Annotated in this window: 19 protein-coding genes and 1 tRNA gene; 12 read left to right on the top strand and 8 right to left on the bottom strand. The window is 74.3% G+C overall.

Annotated features, from left to right (window positions below):
* Positions 1 to 8 precede the first annotated feature (8 nt).
* Positions 9 to 794: a GntR family transcriptional regulator gene (locus tag ACFZP7_RS29655; RefSeq protein ID WP_019330518.1), complete on the top strand. Its 786-nt coding sequence runs from the start codon at positions 9 to 11 to the stop codon at positions 792 to 794.
* A 10-nt stretch (positions 795 to 804) separates the two neighbouring features.
* Here the strand turns inward: ACFZP7_RS29655 and ACFZP7_RS29650 are convergent, their stop codons facing one another.
* Positions 805 to 1,533 (bottom strand): NUDIX domain-containing protein, encoded by a 729-nt coding sequence (locus ACFZP7_RS29650; RefSeq protein ID WP_385636917.1) that lies wholly within the window; start codon positions 1,531 to 1,533, stop codon positions 805 to 807.
* Positions 1,534 to 1,651: 118 nt separating this feature from the next.
* On the opposite strand from ACFZP7_RS29650, the gene ACFZP7_RS29645 reads away from it, so the two are divergent.
* Positions 1,652 to 2,080 carry an ankyrin repeat domain-containing protein gene (locus ACFZP7_RS29645; RefSeq protein WP_029394516.1) on the top strand — a complete coding sequence of 143 codons (429 nt, stop codon included), beginning with the start codon at positions 1,652 to 1,654 and terminating at the stop codon, positions 2,078 to 2,080.
* A gap of 61 nt (positions 2,081 to 2,141) precedes the next feature.
* Here ACFZP7_RS29645 and ACFZP7_RS29640 read toward each other — a convergent pair.
* Positions 2,142 to 2,215, bottom strand: a tRNA-Pro gene (locus ACFZP7_RS29640).
* Between the two features lie 99 nt (positions 2,216 to 2,314).
* On the opposite strand from ACFZP7_RS29640, the gene ACFZP7_RS29635 reads away from it, so the two are divergent.
* From ACFZP7_RS29635 to ACFZP7_RS29625, 3 genes are all read left to right on the top strand, one after another.
* Positions 2,315 to 2,884, top strand: coding sequence for a DUF309 domain-containing protein (locus tag ACFZP7_RS29635; protein ID WP_385636914.1), 570 nt, complete (start codon positions 2,315 to 2,317; stop codon positions 2,882 to 2,884).
* 48 nt (positions 2,885 to 2,932) lie between these two features.
* Positions 2,933 to 3,706 (top strand): precorrin-6A synthase (deacetylating), encoded by a 774-nt coding sequence (cobF, locus tag ACFZP7_RS29630; protein WP_164287436.1) that lies wholly within the window; start codon positions 2,933 to 2,935, stop codon positions 3,704 to 3,706.
* 72 nt (positions 3,707 to 3,778) lie between these two features.
* Positions 3,779 to 5,848, top strand: a complete 2,070-nt coding sequence (locus ACFZP7_RS29625) for an MDR family MFS transporter (protein WP_385636912.1) — start codon at positions 3,779 to 3,781, stop codon at positions 5,846 to 5,848.
* 34 nt (positions 5,849 to 5,882) lie between these two features.
* Here the strand turns inward: ACFZP7_RS29625 and ACFZP7_RS29620 are convergent, their stop codons facing one another.
* The 4 genes from ACFZP7_RS29620 to ACFZP7_RS29605 form a co-directional block, all read right to left on the bottom strand.
* A complete protein-coding gene (locus tag ACFZP7_RS29620) occupies positions 5,883 to 6,665 on the bottom strand; it encodes a cobalt-precorrin-6A reductase (protein ID WP_385636910.1) in 783 nt (260 codons plus the stop codon).
* 42 nt (positions 6,666 to 6,707) lie between these two features.
* The gene (locus tag ACFZP7_RS29615; RefSeq protein ID WP_019330511.1) at positions 6,708 to 7,499 is read right to left on the bottom strand and encodes a sulfite exporter TauE/SafE family protein; all 792 of its coding nucleotides are present in this window, start codon (positions 7,497 to 7,499) and stop codon (positions 6,708 to 6,710) included.
* A gap of 71 nt (positions 7,500 to 7,570) precedes the next feature.
* A complete protein-coding gene (locus ACFZP7_RS29610; RefSeq protein WP_137961914.1) occupies positions 7,571 to 9,082 on the bottom strand; it encodes a long-chain fatty acid--CoA ligase in 1,512 nt (503 codons plus the stop codon).
* Positions 9,083 to 9,180: 98 nt separating this feature from the next.
* Positions 9,181 to 10,368, bottom strand: a complete 1,188-nt coding sequence (locus tag ACFZP7_RS29605; protein WP_358898332.1) for a thiolase family protein — start codon at positions 10,366 to 10,368, stop codon at positions 9,181 to 9,183.
* Positions 10,369 to 10,512: 144 nt separating this feature from the next.
* Here ACFZP7_RS29605 and ACFZP7_RS29600 point away from each other — a divergent pair, with 144 nt between their 5' ends.
* The 7 genes from ACFZP7_RS29600 to ACFZP7_RS29570 all read left to right on the top strand — a co-directional run bounded on the left by ACFZP7_RS29600 (position 10,513) and on the right by ACFZP7_RS29570 (position 16,849).
* Positions 10,513 to 11,322 (top strand): alpha/beta hydrolase, encoded by an 810-nt coding sequence (locus ACFZP7_RS29600; protein WP_385636906.1) that lies wholly within the window; start codon positions 10,513 to 10,515, stop codon positions 11,320 to 11,322.
* A gap of 235 nt (positions 11,323 to 11,557) precedes the next feature.
* A complete protein-coding gene (locus ACFZP7_RS29595; protein ID WP_019330507.1) occupies positions 11,558 to 11,890 on the top strand; it encodes a DUF3140 domain-containing protein in 333 nt (110 codons plus the stop codon).
* Positions 11,891 to 11,893: 3 nt separating this feature from the next.
* A complete protein-coding gene (locus tag ACFZP7_RS29590; protein WP_385636904.1) occupies positions 11,894 to 12,544 on the top strand; it encodes an endonuclease in 651 nt (216 codons plus the stop codon).
* Between the two features lie 172 nt (positions 12,545 to 12,716).
* Entirely contained in the window at positions 12,717 to 13,577 is an 861-nt protein-coding gene (locus ACFZP7_RS29585) for a hypothetical protein (RefSeq protein ID WP_385636902.1), read from the top strand.
* A 104-nt stretch (positions 13,578 to 13,681) separates the two neighbouring features.
* Complete coding sequence (locus ACFZP7_RS29580) at positions 13,682 to 15,082, top strand: glutamine synthetase family protein (RefSeq protein ID WP_385636900.1); 1,401 nt, start codon at positions 13,682 to 13,684, stop codon at positions 15,080 to 15,082.
* Between the two features lies 1 nt (position 15,083).
* Positions 15,084 to 16,241: an amidohydrolase family protein gene (locus ACFZP7_RS29575; RefSeq protein ID WP_385636897.1), complete on the top strand. Its 1,158-nt coding sequence runs from the start codon at positions 15,084 to 15,086 to the stop codon at positions 16,239 to 16,241.
* 80 nt (positions 16,242 to 16,321) lie between these two features.
* Entirely contained in the window at positions 16,322 to 16,849 is a 528-nt protein-coding gene (locus tag ACFZP7_RS29570; protein WP_019330502.1) for an NUDIX hydrolase family protein, read from the top strand.
* Positions 16,850 to 16,932: 83 nt separating this feature from the next.
* Here ACFZP7_RS29570 and mnhG read toward each other — a convergent pair whose 3' ends face one another.
* Both mnhG and ACFZP7_RS29560 read right to left on the bottom strand, forming a co-directional pair.
* Positions 16,933 to 17,298, bottom strand: a complete 366-nt coding sequence (gene mnhG / locus ACFZP7_RS29565) for a monovalent cation/H(+) antiporter subunit G (RefSeq protein ID WP_019330501.1) — start codon at positions 17,296 to 17,298, stop codon at positions 16,933 to 16,935.
* The gene (locus tag ACFZP7_RS29560) at positions 17,295 to 17,561 is read right to left on the bottom strand and encodes a monovalent cation/H+ antiporter complex subunit F (RefSeq protein ID WP_062133103.1); all 267 of its coding nucleotides are present in this window, start codon (positions 17,559 to 17,561) and stop codon (positions 17,295 to 17,297) included. Before ACFZP7_RS29560 ends, mnhG begins: the two co-directional genes overlap by 4 nt.
* Between the last annotated feature and the right edge of the window lie 17 nt (positions 17,562 to 17,578).

Genomic DNA, 17,578 nt, shown 5'->3' with positions numbered 1-17,578 from the left:
GTACGTCCATGGCCAGAACCGGCGACCGGGTACGTGCCGTGACCGCCCCCGCGATCGGCGGACCGGACTTCACCCTGGACCGCGGCAGCCCGGTCCCCCTCTACTACCAGCTCGCCCAGCAGCTGGAGGCGGCGATCGAGCACGGCGTCCTCGCCCCGGGCGACCTCCTGGGCAACGAGGTCGACCTCTCCGTCCGCCTCGGACTGTCCCGGCCGACCGTCCGCCAGGCCATCCAGTCCCTGGTCGACAAGGGGCTGCTGGTCCGCCGGCGCGGGGTGGGCACCCAGGTGGTGCACAGCCAGGTCCGGCGCCCGCTGGAGCTGAGCAGCCTCTACGACGACCTGGAGGCGGCCGGGCAGGAGCCGTCCACGCGGGTGGTGCGCAACGAGACCGTCCCGGCCCCCGCCGACGTGGCGGCGGCCCTCGGCATCGCGGAGGGCGGCGAGGTCACCGTCCTGGAACGGCTGCGCCTCACCCACGGCCGGCCGGTGGCGCTGCTGTGCAACTACCTGCCGACGGGACTGCTGGCCCTGGACGGGGCCCGCCTGGAGTCGACGGGCCTGTACCGCCTGATGCGGGCGTCCGGCATCACCCTGCACAGCGCCCGCCAGACCGTCGGGGCCCGCACCGCCGGCCGCGAGGAGGCCGCGCGCCTCGACGAACGGGAGGGCGCCGCCCTGCTGACCATGCGGCGCACGGCCTACGACGACACCGGACGGCCCGTCGAGTACGGCACCCACGTCTACCGCGCGTCCCGCTACGCCTTCGACTTCCAGCTGCTGGTCAGGGGGTGACGGGTACGGATCACGGGCGCCCCGCCGGCGCGGTCCCGTCGTCCTCGGCCCCGTCGCCCTCCTCGGCCCCGCGGCCGGGGAGGGCGAAGGGACCTTCCAGCGCCGCCCACTGGAGCAGCATGATGGTCTTCGCGTCAACGATCTCCCCGGTCCGGATCATCGCCAGGGCCCGGCGGAAGGGCAGTTCGAGGGTCTCGATGTCCTCGCCCTCCTCGTCCAGGCCGCCGCCCTCGTGGGTGCGGGTGGCGGGGCCGTAGGCGGCGGCGTAGAAGCTGACGCGTTCGGTGACCGAACCGGGGCTCATGTAGACGTCGAAGACGTGCCGTACCTCGCCGACGGTGTGCCCGGTCTCCTCCACCACCTCACGCCGTACGGCGATCTCGGGGTGTTCGTCCTCGTCGTCGAGGACTCCGCCGGGGGTCTCGATCAGCATGCCGTCGGGGTGGCCGTTGACGTAGACGGGGAGCCGGAACTGCCGGGTGAGCAGGACGGTCTCGCGCGCGGTGTCGTAGAGCAGCACGGTGGCGCCGTTGCCGCGGTCGTGGGTCTCGCGTTCCTGGGTGCTCCAGGTGCCGTCGGCGCGCCGGAAGTCGAAGGTCGTGGCGCGCTCGACGTACCAGTGGCTGGAGAGCAGCCGTACGTCGGTGATCCTGACCCGGGGATTGCCGGTCAGGTCCTGGCCGGCCCGGTCGAGTCCGGTGCGGCCCCGGCGGTCGGGGGTGTCGATGCCGGCGGTCACGGGCGGCCGTCCAGGAGCGCGGGGCGGGGCGAAGTGGTCATGTCCCGCTTCTACCACGGGGCGTACCGGCCCCCGCGTCCGCGCATGGCCCGCCGGACAGGCCCTAGGCTGGGCACCCGTGAACAGACGACGGAGGAAGAAGCTGTCGGAGCGACTCGTCACGGCCGTGCTGGTCGGCGACGTCGCCGGGGTGCGGACGTTGCTGCGTTCGGGCGCGCCGGCCGAGACGGCCGACGCCGCCGGCACCACGCCGCTGTACCAGGCGTCCGTGAACGGGGCCGCCGACCTCGTCCGCGTGCTGCTGGCGGCCGGCGCCTCCCCCGACACGGAGAGCGGGATCGGCTCGGAGGGGACACCGCTGTGCGGCGCCGCCTGCTGGGGTCACACGGAGGCCGTCCGCGCCCTCCTGGAGGCCGGCGCCGACCCGAACCTCAGGGAGGACCACGGCACGGGCTGGTCCCCGCTGGACTGGGCGGCCCACGGGTCGCACACCGAGACCGCCGACCTCCTGGTCGCCGCCGGGGCCCGGCCGCGGTCACGGCCGTAGGGCACGACGAAGGGGCCTTCGCGGGCGGTCGACCCGCGAAGGCCCCTTCGTCATGTCACCGTCGGGACGACAGGATTTGAACCTGCGACCCCTTGACCCCCAGTCAAGTGCGCTACCAAGCTGCGCCACGTCCCGGTGTGCTCACGCGCGGTGCACCGCGCGATCACGCGGACAGCACTTTACCTCACCTGCCGGGCCACGCCTAAGCGGGCACCGACGGGGGACAATCGGCTCATGGACAGCCCTGCCGACACTCCCCGGGACAGCACGACGACGGACCGCACGACGACGGACCCCACGGCCTCCGGCCGCCCGATGGGCGCGCGGGACCGCGACGAGGAGGGGCGGGCACGCAACTCCCGGCCCCGGGACGGGCTCGGCCGGCCCCTGCCGTACGGCGCGGCCGGTGTCCCCCGCCAGCCGGAGGGCGTCGTGCGGGAGCCGGAGCAGACCGTCGCCGAGGCGCAACGGCTGCTGGACGAGGGGAAGCCGTTCCACGCGCACGAGGTGTTCGAGGACGCCTGGAAGTCGGGGCCCGACGAGGAGCGGGAGCTGTGGCGGGGGATGGCCCAGCTGGCCGTCGGCCTCACCCACGCGGCCCGCGGCAATGTCACGGGCGGGGCCAGGCTGCTGCGGCGCGGGGCCGGGGCCGTGACGGAGTGGGCGGCGTCGGGGGCCGGGCGGGAGCGGCCGTACGGGATGGACCTGGGGGGAGTCGCCGAGTGGGCCCGCGCGCTGGCGGACGACGTCGACGGCGGCGCCTCCGTGGACGCGGCGGCCCGCGCGCCGCGGCTGCGGGGCTGAGGGCGGCCCGGCCGGGGAGGTGTTCGAGGCGTACGGCAGACTCGTGGCGTGCGGACAATTCATGTGATCGGTATCGGCGCGGGCGACCCCGACCAGCTCACCCTGCAGGCGGTCAGGGCGCTGCGCGACACGGACGTGTTCTTCGTCCTGGACAAGGGCGAGGTGAAGGCCGACCTGGTCCGGCTGCGCCGGGACATGCTGGAGACGCACGTACCGGAGGGGACGTACCGGATCGTCGAGGCCCGCGACCCCGAGCGGGACCGGAAGGCGGGCGGCGCGGACTACTCCCCCGCCGTCGGCGACTGGCGCAGCGCCCGCGCCGGCATCTACGAGCGGATGATCGCCGATGAGCTGGGCGAGGACGAGAGCGGCGCCTTCCTGGTGTGGGGGGACCCCGCGCTCTACGACAGCACGCTGGGCATCCTGGAGGAGATCCTGGAGCGCGGCACGGTGGCGTTCGAGTACGACGTCGTGCCGGGCGTCAGCAGCGTCTCCTCGCTCGTCGCCCGGCACCGCACCGGACTGAACCGGGTGGCGCGGCCCGTGCAGATCACCACCGGGCGGCGGCTCGCCGAAGGCTTCCCGGAGGGGGTGGACGACGTAGTGGTGATGCTCGACGCCCACCAGACCTTCCGGAAGTACGCGGACCAGGACATCCACATCTACTGGGGCGCCTACCTCGGCACCCCGGACGAGATCCTCGCCTCCGGTCCGATCGCCGAGGCCGCGCCCCGCATCGAGCGGCTGCGCGCCGAGGCCCGGGAGCGCAAGGGCTGGATCATGGACACGTACCTGCTGCGGCGCAACCCCGGCGACGGCTGACCGGACCCGCGGCCGCACCCGGGCGGACCGCCCCCGCATGCGTGGCCGGTGCACCGGTGTGATCGTGACGGTGTGACAGTCGCCGAGGAAACGCCCCGGACCGCCGCTCAGCCGCCCGTGCTGGACAAGCGCCGTCGCAACGTCGTCTTCGTCACGATCATGCTGGGCATGCTGCTCGCCGCCCTGGACCAGACGATCGTCGGCACCGCGCTGCCGACGATCGTGTCGGACCTGGGCGGCGGCGAGCACATGTCCTGGGTGGTGACCTCGTACCTGCTCGCGGAGACCGTGGCGACGGTGCTGGTCGGCAAGTTCGGCGACCTCTTCGGCCGCAAGGTCGTCTTCCAGGTCTCGGCGGTCGTGTTCATCACCGGCTCGTTCCTGTGCGGCCTGGCCACCGACATGATGCTGCTGATCGCCTGGCGCGCGATGCAGGGCATCGGCGCGGGCGGTCTGATGGTCACCTCCATGGCTCTGATCGCGGACGTCATCCCGCTCCGCGAGCGCGGCAAGTACCAGGGCGCCATCGGGGCCGTGTTCGGTGTCTCCACGGTCATCGGTCCGCTGCTGGGCGGCCTGTTCACGGACCACCTGTCATGGCGCTGGGCGTTCTACGTCAACGTCCCCATCGCGATCGTCGTGGTGATCGCCGCCGCCCGCACCATCCCGGTGGTCAAGTCGGCCGTGCGGCCCGTCATCGACTATCTGGGCATCGCCCTGGTGGCGGTGGGCGCCAGCGCGCTGATCCTGGCGACCAGCTGGGGCGGCAACGAGTACGCCTGGGGCTCGGGCGTGATCATCGGGCTGTTCGCGGGCGGCCTGATCGCCCTCGCGCTGTTCTGCCGGGTGGAGACCCGGGCGGCCCAGCCGATGCTGCCGATGCGGCTGTTCTCCAACCCGGTGTTCACGGTCTGCTCCGTCCTCAGCTTCATCGTCGGTTTCGCCATGCTCGGCGCGCTGACGTATCTGCCGACCTATCTGCAGTACGTGGACGGCGACTCGGCCACCGTCTCGGGCGTGCGGACGCTGCCGATGGTGATCGGCCTGCTGATCGCCTCGGTCTTCAGCGGCAGCGTGGTCAGCAGGACCGGCCGGTACCGGCTCTTCCCGATCGTGGGGACGCTGGTCATGGGCGTCGGCCTCTACCTGATGTCCCTCATGGGCCCTTCCACGGGTGCCCTGCTCGAGTCGCTGTACATGTTCGTGCTGGGCACGGGCATCGGCCTGTCCATGCAGGTGCTGACCATCGCCGTGCAGAACACGGTCGACTACGCCGACCTCGGCACCGCGACCTCCGGCGTGACCTTCTTCCGCACCCTGGGCAGTTCCTTCGGCACCGCCGTCTTCGGCACCATCTACGCCAACACCCTCACCCCCAACCTGCGGGACGGTGTCGCGGCCGCCGCGGGCACCGGCGTCGCCGATCCCTCGGTGATCGGGCGGGCGGCGACCAGCCCGGAGGGCGTGCACCGGCTGCCGCCCGAGGCGTCGGCACCGATCGTCGGCGCGTACGCGGACACCATCCAGACCGTGTTCCTGTGGACGGTGCCGGTCGCGGCGCTGGGCCTGCTCGTCGCCCTGTTCCTCAAGCAGGTGCAGTTGCGCGACAGCGCGCGGCTGGGCTCGACGGACATGGGCGAGGGATTCGCCTCACCGCACGACGCCGACAGCAGGCGGGCGCTGGAGGCCTCCGTCGGCAAGATCATCGGCAGCACCGAGCTGGACACCGCGCGGCGGATCATCGCGGACAGCGACACCCGGCTCGACGTCGCCGGGGCGTGGGCCGTGATGCAGGTGGAGCTGTTCACGCGGCTGGTCGGGCACGCCAGTCTCGGTCTGATCGCCGCCCGCCGCCGGCTGCCGCCCGAGGTGCTGCTGCCGGTCTTCGACCGCATGGTCGAGGAGGGCTTCCTGACCCGGCACGGCTCCCTGCTCTCGCACACCGAGGCGGGCGCCCGTGAGGCCCTGGTCATCGGCCGGGCGTGGGCGAGCTGGCTGGAGGACCGGGTGCAGCAGGACATCGGCCGGCCCTCCGGCACGGAGCTGCGGGCCGCCGTCGACGCCATCGCCAAGCGGCTGCTGGTCGAGGACCTGAGCAACGGCCTGCCGGACCACGCCCACCGGCCGGTCGCGGCGGGCTGAACGCGGGCGCGAGGGGGGTGCGGCCCCGGGGCCGTCACCGCGGACGCGGGCCCAGCCCGTCCAGCCCGTCCAGTCGGGCCAGCCGTTCCAGTGCCGTCGGCACGTCGGGCACCACGGGCACGCCGTCCGGCGCGGGGGGCCGGCGGACCACGACCACCGGCAGGCCGAGGTCCCGGGCCGCCGTGAGCTTGGCCGCGGTGGCCGCTCCCCCGCTGTCCTTGGTGACCAGTACGTCGACGCGGTGCTCGCGCAGGAGGGCCGTCTCGTCGGCGACCGTGAAGGGGCCGCGGTCCCTCAGGAGGCGGGTGTCCGGCGGCAGCGGTGGGTCGGGGGGCTCCACCGAGCGGACCAGGAAGTGGAGGCCGGACAGGTGCGCGAAGGCGGCGAGACCCAGACGGCCGGTGGTGAGGAAGACCCGGTCGCCGAGGCCCGGCAGCAGGGCGGCGGCCTCGGGGAGGGAGCCGACCGGGTGCCAGTCGTCGCCGGGGCCCGCCCGCCAGCCCGGCCGGCGCAGGAGGACGACCGGCGTGCCGGTGGCCGCGGCGGCGTGCGCGGCGTTCGCCGTGATGCGCGCGGCGAAGGGGTGGGTCGCGTCGACGAGGGCGTCCACCCGTCGTTCCCGCAGCCAGGCGGCCAGTCCCTCCGCCCCGCCGAACCCGCCGGTCCGCACGTCCCCGGCGAGCGGACCGGGGCGCCTGACGCGGCCGGCGAGGGAGGTGGTGACGCGGACGCCCGGCCGGGAGGCCAGGTCGGCGGCCAGGCGGCGGGCCTCGGTGGTGCCGCCGAGGATCAGCACGTGGGGGGAGGGAGGGGACATGGGCCGAGCGTACGGCCCCGGGCAGGTCCAGGACACGCCCCCTCAGGGCAGCAGCAGCTGGAGGCCGCCCACCACCGTCGCCGCGATGACCAGACGCTCGAACAGCCGTTGGTCGATGCGGGTCACGGCCCACTTGCCGAGGAGCGCGCCCGGCACCACGAACACCACGAGCACGGCGTCCAGGAGCAGCGACCGGCCGTCGATCAGGCCCAGGCCCGCGCTGAAGGGCAGCTTGGAGACGTTGACGATCAGGAAGAAGAAGGCCGACGTGCCCAGGAAGCCGAGCTTGCGGAAGCCCGCCGAGAGGAGATACATCGACATCACCGGGCCGCCGGCGTTGGCGACCATCGTGGTGAAGCCGCCCAGGACGCCGTAGGAACGGGCCTTCACGCGTCCGGCCCGCGTGCCGCCCGCCCCGGGCTGCCCGGCCGCGTCCGGCCGCCCCTCGCCGTCGGCCTGTCGGCGGCGCCACACGGTCACCCCGGCCATCAGCAGCAGGATCACGCCGATCGATGTCCGGACCACCGCGTCGTCGGCCCACACCAGGAACACGGTGCCCACGACCACACCGGCCCCTACCGCCGGGAACAGCCGCCACAGGGTGGGCCAGTGCGCGTGCCGCCGGTAGGTGAGGACGGCGAGGATGTCCCCGGCGATCAGCACCGGGAGCAGGATGCCGGTGGAGGCGCGGGCCGGCAGCACCGCCGCGAAGATGGCGAGGCTGACCGTGTTGGCACCGCTCACCGCCGTCTTGGAGAAGCCGACGAGCAGGGCGGCGAAGGCGAGGGCGGCGAATTCCCAGCCGGTGAGGTGCCACAGCGTCATGGTGTCCATTGCGGGCACCGATGCTATGCGCACCCGGCCGGCGGCGTGAGCACCGTCTCGCCGTACGGACCTGACACCCGTCAGCGGGGCGCGTACCGTGCCCGCAGCTCCCGCTTCAGCACCTTCATGCTCGGTCCGAGCGGCAGCTCCGGCGCGAACTCGACGCGGCGCGGGTACTTGTACCTGCCCAGGCGCTGCTTGGACCAGTCGACGATCTCGGCGGCGTCCGGCGCCGCGTCCGGAGCGGGGACCACGACGGCGCACACCTCCTCGCCGTGCAGTTCGTCCGGCAGGCCGATGACGGCGACCTGCGCGATGCCGGGGTGGCGCATCAGGACCTCCTCGACCTCTCGGGGGTAGACGTTGTAGCCGCCGCGGATGACGACGTCCTTCTTCCGGTCGACGATCCGCAGGAACCCCTCCTCGTCCTTGGTGCCGAGGTCCCCGGTGCGGAACCAGCCGTCGACCAGCGCCTCGGCGGTGGCCTCGGGGCGGCCGAGGTAGCCGGAGAAGACGTTGTGGCCGCGCACGACGACCTCGCCCAGCTCGCCCGGCGGCAGCAGCTCGACGCTGCCCTCGACCTCCGCGCGGGCGATCTCGACGTCCACGCCCCACAGCGGGTGGCCGATCGTGCCGGGCCTGGTGCCGAACACCGGCTGGTTCACGGCCGCCGCCGGGGAGGTCTCCGACAGCCCGTACCCCTCGTAGATCTCGGCGCCGAACGCCGCCTCGAACCGCTCCAGCACGGCGACGGGCAGGGAGGCGCCGCCGGAGACGCACACCCGCAGGTCGGGCAGGGCGTCCGCGTCGGCCGCCGCGGCGGCCAGGGCCACGAACATGGTCGGCACCCCGTGGAAGGTGTTCACCTTCTCCCTCACCATCAGCTCGATCGCGCGCGCCGCGTCGAAGCGGGGCAGGAGGACGAGGGTGGCGCCCGCGCGCCAGGTGGAGTTGAGGGAGACGGTCTGGCCGAAGGCGTGGAACAGCGGCAGGGCGCCCAGCGCGACGTCGTCGGGCCGGATGTCGTTGGCGTCGAAGGCGTTGACGGTCGCGTTCATGACCAGGTTGAAGTGGCTGAGCACGGCGCCCTTCGGCACGCCCGTGGTGCCGCTGGTGTAGAAGACGACGGCCGGGTCGTCGGCGTCGCGGGTGACGTAGGAGGGCAGCGGCTCGGCGTCGGCCGCGAGTTTGCCCAGCTCGTCGCCGAGAGTGATCATCCGTACGCCGGTCTCCCGCGCGGCGGCGGCCCCGGTCTCCGCCTGGGCCGGGTGGCACAGCAGCAGACTCGCGCCGCTGTCGCGCAGCACGTGCTCGACCTCGCCCGGCGACAGCAGCAGGTGGACCGGCACGACCACGCCGCCGGCGGCGGCGATCGCGTAGTACGCCTGCGGGAAGTCGGCGGTGTTCGGGGCCATCAGGGCGACCCGGTCCCCCGGTCGCACGCCCAGGCCGGTGAGGGCGCCGGCCTGCGCCCGGGCCCGCTGCCACACCTCGGCGAAGGTCAGCCGCAGGTCGCCCTCGACCAGTGCCTCCTTGTCGGGACGGCGCCGGGCGTTCTCGGCGAGGATGGCGGCGACGGAGAGGGTTGCCATGGGATGTTGCTCCGTTCCTTGCTGCGGCTCTGCTCAGGGTGGGTGGCGTCGTGGACGCGGCGGGGCCTGGCCGGCGGATCAGGGTCGCGGGAAGGGCCCTAGTGCCGCTCGACCAGCACCGCGCTGCCCTGCCCCACGCCGACGCACATCGTGGCGAGCCCGCGGGCGGCGCCGGTGCGGCGCATGCGGTGGAGCAGGGTGGTGAGGATGCGGGCGCCGGAGCAGCCGAGCGGGTGGCCCAGCGCGATGGCGCCGCCGGTCGGGTTGACCCGGTCGGGGTCGATGCCGAGCCGGTCGACGCAGGCGAGGGCCTGGGCGGCGAACGCCTCGTTGAACTCGGCCGTCGCGAGGTCGTCCACGCTCCAGCCGGCGCGGGCCAGGACCTTGCGGGTGGCGGGGACCGGGCCGATGCCCATGACGTCCGGGTGGACACCGGCCGAGCCTCCGGCCACGTACCGGCCCAGCGACTCGAGTCCCAGTTCGTTCAGTGCCTCCTCGCTGACCAGGAGGAGTCCGGCGGCGCCGTCGTTCATCGGGGAGGCGTTGCCCGCGGTGACCGTGCCGCCGGCGCGGAAGACCGGCTTGAGGCGGGAGAGCTTCTCGGCGGAGGTGTCCTCGCGGACGCACTCGTCGGTGTCGACCAGCACGCCGTCGGGGCGCTCGACGGGAAGGAGTTCGTCGTCGAAGTGGCCGTGTCTGCGGGCCTCGGCGGCCAGGCGGTGGCTGCGCAGGGCGAACTCGTCCTGCCGCTCGCGTCCGACGCCGTACCGCTCGGCGACCTCCTCGGCGGTCTCGCCCATGGCCAGCAGGCCGTGCAGTTCCTTCATCGCCGGGTTGACCAGGCGCCAGCCGAGCCGGGTGTCGGCGGTCTCGATGCGGTGCGGCAGGGCCTCGTCGGGGCGGGGCAGGACGAACGGGGCGCGGCTCATCGACTCCGAACCGCCGGCGAGCACGATGTCGGCCTCGCCCGCGGCGATGGCGCGGGCGGCGGTGGTGACCGCCTCCAGACCGGAGGCGCACAGGCGGTTGACGGTGGCGCCGGGGACGGAGTCGGGCAACCCGGCGAGCAGGGCGGCCATGCGGGCGACGTTGCGGTTGTCCTCGCCCGCCTGGTTGGCGGCGCCCCAGTAGACGTCGTCGACGCGGGCCGGGTCCAGGGCCGGGACGTCGGCGACCAGGCCCCGGATCACGGCGGCGGCGAGGTCGTCGGGGCGCACGGTGGACAGGGCGCCGCGGAGCTTGCCGATCGGCGTGCGGCGGGCGGCCGCGAAGTGGACGGGGCGCACGGGGACTCCTGACCGTCGCTGGGCCGCCGGTGGCGACCGACACGTAACCGACTTAATTAGCACTGCTAGTTTTGGACTATAGACCGCCGGGCGCCTCCCTGGGAAGATCCCCCGGTGACCTTCACCGAGGCAGCCGGAGGAGACATGACCGAGGCGCGCGAGCACCATCTGGCCGGGACGCGGGGGCGGCTCACCGCCTACGAGTGGCCCGCCGAGCGGCCCTCCTACGTGGCCCTGCTGGTGCACGGCTACGGCGAGCACATCGGCCGCTACGAGGAGGTGGCGGGCGTCCTGAGGCGGCACGGGGCGGCCGTCCACGGCGTCGACCACCTCGGCCACGGGCGCTCGGAGGGCGAACGGGTCCTGATCGAGGACTTCGAGGACGTGGTCACCGACGTGCACACCGCGGCGGAGCACGCCGTGGCCGCGCACCCGGGGCTGCCGGTGGTCATGATCGGCCACTCGATGGGCGGCCTGATCGCCTCCCGCTACGCCCAGCGCCACCCCGGGGAGCTGACCGCGCTGGTGCTGTCCGGCCCGGTCATCGGCGACTGGGAGCTGCCGCGCACGCTGCTCGCCCTGGACGAGATCCCGGACAAGCCGATCAGCCCGTCCTCGCTCTCCCGGGACCCGGCGGTCGGCGCGGCGTACGCGGCGGACCCACTGGTGTGGCACGGCCCGATGAAGCGGCCGACGGCTCAGGCCTTCGTACGGACCCTGGCCACCGTGGCCGAGGGCGGTGACGTGGGCCCGCTCCCGGTGCTGTGGGTGCACGGCGACGACGACCGGCTGGTGCCGCTGCCCGGCAGCCGCCCCGGCGTGGAGGCGCTCAGCGGCGGCGACCTCACCGAGCGGATCTACCCGGGCGCCCGGCACGAGCTGTTCAACGAGACCAACCGGGCGGAGGTGTTCGCGGACGTCACGGGCTTCCTGGACGGCGTGCTCGCCCGCTGACCGGCGGGGGCGTCCGCCCGGAGCACCGGCGGGGTGACCGGTCGCTGCACCGGAGCGTCGGCGGGGGGTCCGCCCCGAGCACCGGCGCGGGCGTTCGCCCGGAGCGTCGGCGAGGGTGTCCGCCCGGGCATCTGCGGGGGTGTCCGCCCGGGCGGACGCGGGGCGTTTGCCCGGGGAGCCCCGTGGGCACCCGCGCCCGCGTACACAGGCACGACGACCCGGAGAGGGGCACCTCATGGCCGACGCCCTCGAACTCGACGCGCTGTGGGAGGACTTCCACCGCGTGGTGAACATGACCTCCGCGGAGCTCGCGGACTGGCTCCGGGTGCGCGACTCCGGCGAACTGACCGAGCCGCTGCCCGACGACGCCGGGCCGCCGCTCGGGCAGCACGTCCTGGCGATCCTGCAGAAGCGGCGCACGGATCTGACCGAGGACGACCTCCGCGCGATGCGCAAGGTGGTCGACACCGTGACGTCCCAGGCCGACCTGGAGAACGAGCCGAAGGCCGAGGACAGCGGTCTCAGGCACCGCCTCATGACCGTCGGGCACGACCCGCTGAAGCCGTAGGCCGTGGGCCGGGACCAGGAGCGCGTCGTACGGGAACTCGTCGACGCGCACGGGCGGACGTACGCCGAGGAGGCGGGCATCGCGCTGAAGGACACCCCGCAACCGCTGTACCGGCTGCTGGTCCTCGCCCACCTGCTCAGCGCCCGCATCCGCGGCTCGGTCGCCGTGGCCACCGCCCGCGCCCTCCAGGACGCCGGCCTGAGCGACCCCCGCCGCATGGCGGACGCCGACCGGCAGGAGCGGGTCGACGCGCTCGGCCGGGGCGGCTACCGGCGCTACGACGAGCGCACCGCCACCCAGCTCGGCGAGGCCGCGGAACTGCTGAACGAGCGGTGGGGCGGGGATCTGCGGCGGCTGCGCGAGGAAGCGGACGGCGAGGTCGGCGAGGTGCGGCGGCTGCTCCAGGAGTTCCCCGGCATCGGTCCGACCGGCGCGGACATCTTCCTGCGCGAGGTCCAGCGGGTGTGGCCCGAGGTGGCCCCCTGTCTGGACCGCAAGGCCCTCCAGGGCGCGGAACGCCTCGGGCTCCCGAAGGACCCCGACCGGCTCGTGCGGCTCGCCGGCCGGACGGAACCCGCCGTCCTCGCGGCGGCGCTGGTGCGGGCCTCCGTGGACGAGGAGGTCGCCCGGGACACCCTCGACCGCAGCGCGTGAGCCACCGGGGTGATCTGCGGGAGCGGCCCGCGGGAACGGCCCGACCGGGGTGACCGGCGGCGGTGGCCCGCCCCTCGACGCCGGGTCACCCGAACAGTCACGTCCGCTGGTGGCGTGCCGGGGGCGGTGATGCGCTGAGGGTCACCGTGTCACGTCCCAGGAGGCATCCGCGATGAGCCGTCGTCCCGTCGTCCCCCCGTTCCGTCTCGTGGCCTCCGCCCTGGCCGCGGCCGCGCTGCTCACCACCGCGGCCTGCTCGGACGACGGCGCCGCGACGACGGCCGCGGACACCGCCGCCGACCAGGCACGTGCCGCCGAACGGGACATCGCCGAGCAGGCACCCACGGGTTCACCCACCGGTTCCGCGACCGCCTCCCCCTCCGCCCTCACGGAGTCCGGCGCCAAGGCGGCCCTGCTCACCGAGACCGATCTCGAGGGCGGCTGGAAGAAGGTGCGGGACGCCGGCAAGTGGCGTGACAGCATGCTGATCGGCCAGGTCGACGTGGCCCAGTTCCTCACCGGCAAGGCCGACGCCTCGGACTGCCAGGAACTGGTCGACGGACTCTACGGCGAGGACCTGCTCGGCAAGCCCTCGGGGGCGTCGGCGCTCACCGGCTTCCAGCAGGGCGACTCCCGCCTGCTGGAGCAGGTCGCCGCGTACGACCGCGCGGCCTTGGACGACCGGCTGAAGTGGATGGCCTCCCTGCCCCAGAAGTGCGACCAGTTCACCCTCGACGGTTCCGGGGGCGGCGAGCGCACCGTCCAGGTCACCGAGGTCTCGGTGCCCGAGGTGGGCGACGCCCGCCAGGGCTTGCACGTGACCGTGCGGGGGGACGCGGACGGCGGCCCCGCCACGCTCTCCCTCATGGTGACGGCCGTGCGCGTGGGCGACAGCGCCGTCACCGTCACCGGCGGCGGTCTGGACGGCGACCAGAAGGACTCCGTGGAACAGGCGACGCAGGCGGGAGCCGAGCGGCTGCGGACCGTCCTGGACGGCGGGACGCCGTCCCCGCAGCCCACCGACCTGGACTGAACCACCCGCTGGGCTCCGGGCGACTCGGGCGAAACCCGGACAGCGTGACCCCCGGACGGCACAATGGGGTGCGGCGGACGGCGCACGCGCGAAGGAGCCGACACGTGAGCGAGAGCGGCCCCGTTCCCGGCGGGCGTCCGGGTGAGGTCGAGCGGGCCACCGCGCTGAGCGCGGAGCTGTCCGCACAGGACGTGCACGGGGTGGTGCTGGCCTACGTCGACACGGCGGGCATCGGCCGGGTGAAGACCGTTCCCACCGCGAAGCTCGCCTCGGCGGCCGCGTGGGGCGTCGGCATGTCCCCGGTCTTCGACACCTTCCTGGCGAACGACGCGATCGTCACCACGGACGTCCTCGGCTCCCCCGACGGCGACCTGCGCCTGTACCCCGACCTCGACCGGGTGACCGTCCTGTCCGCGCAGCCCGGCTGGGCGTGGGCGCCGGTCGACCGGATCACCCAGGAGGGCGAGCCGCACCCGGCGTGCGGACGCACCGTGCTGCGCCGGGTCGTGGCCGAGGCCGCCCGGTCGTACGGGATCGGCTTCAAGGCCGCCGTGGAGATCGAGTGGGTGGTGGGCCGAGGCGACATGCCCGGCGACGGCTTCGTCCCGGCGGTGTCCGGACCGGCGTACGGCGCGACGCGGCAGATCGAGCTGAGCGACTGCGCCGCCGACACCCTGGCGGCGCTCGCCGCGCAGGGCGTGGACGTGGAGCAGCTGCACCCCGAGTACGCGGCGGGGCAGTTCGAGGTCTCGGTGGGCGCCCTCGACCCGGTGGCGGCGGCCGACCGCAGCGTACTGGTGCGGCAGACGATCCGGGCCGTGGCCCGGCGGCACGGGCTGCGGGTCTCCTTCGCGCCGGCGGTCCTCGGGCAGGGCGTCGGCAACGGCGGGCACCTCCACCTCTCCGCCTGGCGCGACGGACGCAATCTGCACGCGGGCGGCCCGGGCCGGTACGGGATGACGGCCGAGGCCGAGTCCTTCGTGGCCGGGGTGCTCGACCACCTCCCGGCGCTCACCGCGATGACCGCGCCGAGCCCCGCCAGTCGTCTGCGACTGCGCCCCTCGCAGTGGGCGGGCGTGTTCACCGCCTGGGGCCGGGAGACCCGCGAGGCCGCCCTGCGGGTCGTCACCGGCACGACCGGGGTGCGCGACCGGGCGGCCAACGTGGAGGTCAAGCCGGTCGACCTGGCCGCCAACCCCTATCTCGCCCTCGCCTCGGTGATCGCCGCCGGGCTGGACGGGATCGCGTCCGGCGCGTCGCTGCCGGCGGAGACCACCGGCGACCCGGCCCGGCTCGACACGGCACAGGCCGCGGCCCGCGGGGTGCGCCGCCTGCCGGTGTCGCTGGCGGAGTCGGTGGAGGCGTTCCGCGCGGACGGCGTGCTCAGAGCCGCGCTGGGGCCGGTCCTGGCCGACGCCGTGACCGCCGTGCGACGCGGCGAGATCGAGGCCGCCGCCGGACTGGACGACGACGGTGTGGCGGCGGCCTACCGCTGGAGGTACTGACGTGGCGGCCGGCCCCGTGCACGAGGCGCTCGCCGCCCTGGACCTCGTGGACCACCACTGCCACGGCGCGGTCACCCACGGGCTGAACCGGACGGGTTTCGAGTCCCTCCTGACCGAGGGCGAGGCATGGCCCGGCGTCTCCCCGTTCGACAGCCCCGTCGGCCTCGCCGTCCGCCGCCACTGCGCTCCCCTGCTGGACCTGCCGCGCCACGCGCCCGCCGACGTGTACCTGGCCCGGCGGGCCGAGCTGGGCGCCGAGGAGGTCAACCGGCGGTTCCTGCGCGCGGCGGGCACCGGCGTCTTCTGCGTCGACACCGGGTTCGCCCCGGACCGGGTGACGACACCGGCCGAGCTGGCCGGGGCCGCGGGCGCGACGGCGTACGAGGTGGTGCGGCTGGAGAGCGTCGCGGAGGCGGTGGCGGCCGACGGCGTCGAACCGGACGCGTACGGGGCGGCGTTCCGGTCGGCGGCGTGGGAGGCGGTGCGGCGTCCGGGCGTGGTGGGCGTCAAGTCGGTGGCCGCCTACCGCACCGGCTTCGGCCTGGACCCGGAGCGTCCCTCGCCGGCGGAGGTCACCGAGGCCGCCCGGCGCTGGCTGGCCCGCGGCGGCCGGCTCGACGATCCGGTGCTCGTGCGGCACCTGCTGTGGACCGCGGTGGACCTCGGGCGTCCGCTCCAGCTGCACACCGGTTTCGGCGACGGCGACCTCCGCCTGCACCGCGCGGACCCGTCCCTGTTGACCGACTGGCTGCGCCTGACCGCCGGCACCGTCCCGGTCGTGCTGCTGCACTGCTGGCCCTTCCAGCGCCAGGCGGCCTACCTGTCGGCGGTCTTCGAGCAGGTCCACCTCGACGTGGGCCTCGCCCTGCACCACGTCGGCCCCGCGCGGGCGGGCACGGTGCTCGCGGAGGCGCTGGAGATCACCCCCTTCCGCAAGCTGCTCCACAGCTCGGACGCCTACGGGGTGGCCGAGTTCCACCACCTGGGGGCGCTGGCCTTCCGGCAGGGGCTGGCCGGGCTGCTCGAGGAGCGGGTGGACGCCGACGAGATGGCCCTGGCGGACGCGCTGCGCATCGCGCGGTGGACGGGGCGCGACAACGCGCGCCGGGTCTACCGGCTGCCGGGCGGCCCGCTGGACGGGGCGCCGGACGACGGCTGAGCGGCGTGGCACCCATCACAGTCCCGGAGCGCCGCCCGGGAAGCAGGAACGGCTGAAAGTATGATCAAGCGATGTCTGACATGACCGAGACCACGCCGGGTTGGCTGACGACCGACGAGCTGGAGATGGCACGCGCCCGCATGCCGATCCTGTACGTCGAGGCGGTGCCCGTGCGCGTCGACGACAGCGGTGAAGTCACCAGCGTGGGCCTGCTCCTGCGCATCGGACCCGACGGGACGGTCAGCCGGACGCTGGTCTCCGGGCGGGTCCTGCACCACGAGCGGGTCAGGGACGCCCTGCTGCGTCATCTGGAGAAGGACCTCGGCCCGGTGGCGCTGCCCCGGGTGCCGGCCTCGCTCCAGCCGTTCACGGTGGCCGAGTACTTCCCGACGCACGGGGTCACCCCGTACCACGATCCCCGGCAGCACGCGGTCTCCCTGGCCTACGTGGTGCCCGTGACCGGTGACTGCCGGCCCCGGCAGGACGCGCTGGACCTGGTCTGGTTCGACCCGCGGGAGGCGCTGTCCGAGGCGGTGCAGAGCGAGATGCCCGGCGGACACGGGGTGCTGCTGAAGCAGGCGCTGGCCCACGTGGGCTGCGTGGGCTGACGGTCGAGCCGTTCCCCCGGCCGCGACCACTCCGCTGCTTCTCCCGCTGCTCCCTGTCTCTACTCCTCCCGCTGCTCCGGTCTCTACTCCTCCCGCTGCTCCATGTCGCTCAGCTGCGGGTCCAGGTCGTCCCGCAGCAGGCCCCGCGAACCCGTCTGCCCGGTGCGGTACGCGGAGCGGGCGACCAGGTGGGAGGCGACCGGGCTGGTCAGGAACTGGAAGAAGACGATGAGCGCGAGGGTGCCCACGTCGATGCCGTGCCGCAGCCGGAGCGCCACCCCGACCAGGACGAGGAGGGTCCCGAGGGTCTGCGGTTTGGTGGCGGCGTGGCTGCGGGAGAGCACATCGGGGAACCTGAGCATCCCGATCACGCCGAGCAGGCTCTGCAGGCAGCCCAGGAACAGCAGGACGGCGCCGGTCAGGTCGGCCGCCCGGGCCCAGGCGTTCACCGGTGGTCCTCCGTGCCGTCCGCCCGCACCGAGGGCCGGTCGCGCACGGCGATGAACCGGGCGATGCCCACCGAGCCCGTGAAGCCGAGGAAGGCGAGCACCAGCATCACGGGGAAGTAGAACCCGTCGCCGTCGTGGGCGGCCTTGACGCCGATGCCGGCGACGATGAGCGCCGCCGCCACGTCCAGGGCGACCGCCCGGTCCAGCATCGAGGGGCCGTACCAGATGCGGTACAGCAGCAGCGCGCCGGCGACGAGGATCATCACGAGCGAGGCGGTCA

The sequence above is a fragment of the Streptomyces sp. SudanB5_2050 genome (assembly GCF_964272335.1).
In the GTDB taxonomy this organism is placed as follows: domain Bacteria; phylum Actinomycetota; class Actinomycetes; order Streptomycetales; family Streptomycetaceae; genus Streptomyces; species Streptomyces rochei.
The sequence above is the reverse complement of the archived record's forward strand: the minus strand, read 5'-3'. Positions and strand labels throughout refer to the sequence as shown.

Coding starts and splice junctions, on each gene's coding strand:
- ACFZP7_RS29655 (WP_019330518.1), top strand. CDS start 9: ATGGCCAGAACCGGCGACCGGGTACGTGCCGTGACCGCCCCCGCGATC.
- ACFZP7_RS29635 (WP_385636914.1), top strand. CDS start 2,315: ATGGACAGCCCTGCCGACACTCCCCGGGACAGCACGACGACGGACCGC.
- ACFZP7_RS29620 (WP_385636910.1), bottom strand. CDS start 6,665: ATGTCCCCTCCCTCCCCCCACGTGCTGATCCTCGGCGGCACCACCGAG.
- ACFZP7_RS29615 (WP_019330511.1), bottom strand. CDS start 7,499: ATGGACACCATGACGCTGTGGCACCTCACCGGCTGGGAATTCGCCGCC.
- ACFZP7_RS29610 (WP_137961914.1), bottom strand. CDS start 9,082: ATGGCAACCCTCTCCGTCGCCGCCATCCTCGCCGAGAACGCCCGGCGC.
- ACFZP7_RS29600 (WP_385636906.1), top strand. CDS start 10,513: ATGACCGAGGCGCGCGAGCACCATCTGGCCGGGACGCGGGGGCGGCTC.
- ACFZP7_RS29595 (WP_019330507.1), top strand. CDS start 11,558: ATGGCCGACGCCCTCGAACTCGACGCGCTGTGGGAGGACTTCCACCGC.
- ACFZP7_RS29585 (WP_385636902.1), top strand. CDS start 12,717: ATGAGCCGTCGTCCCGTCGTCCCCCCGTTCCGTCTCGTGGCCTCCGCC.
- ACFZP7_RS29570 (WP_019330502.1), top strand. CDS start 16,322: ATGACCGAGACCACGCCGGGTTGGCTGACGACCGACGAGCTGGAGATG.
- ACFZP7_RS29560 (WP_062133103.1), bottom strand. CDS start 17,561: ATGATCCTCGTCGCCGGCGCGCTGCTGCTGTACCGCATCTGGTACGGC.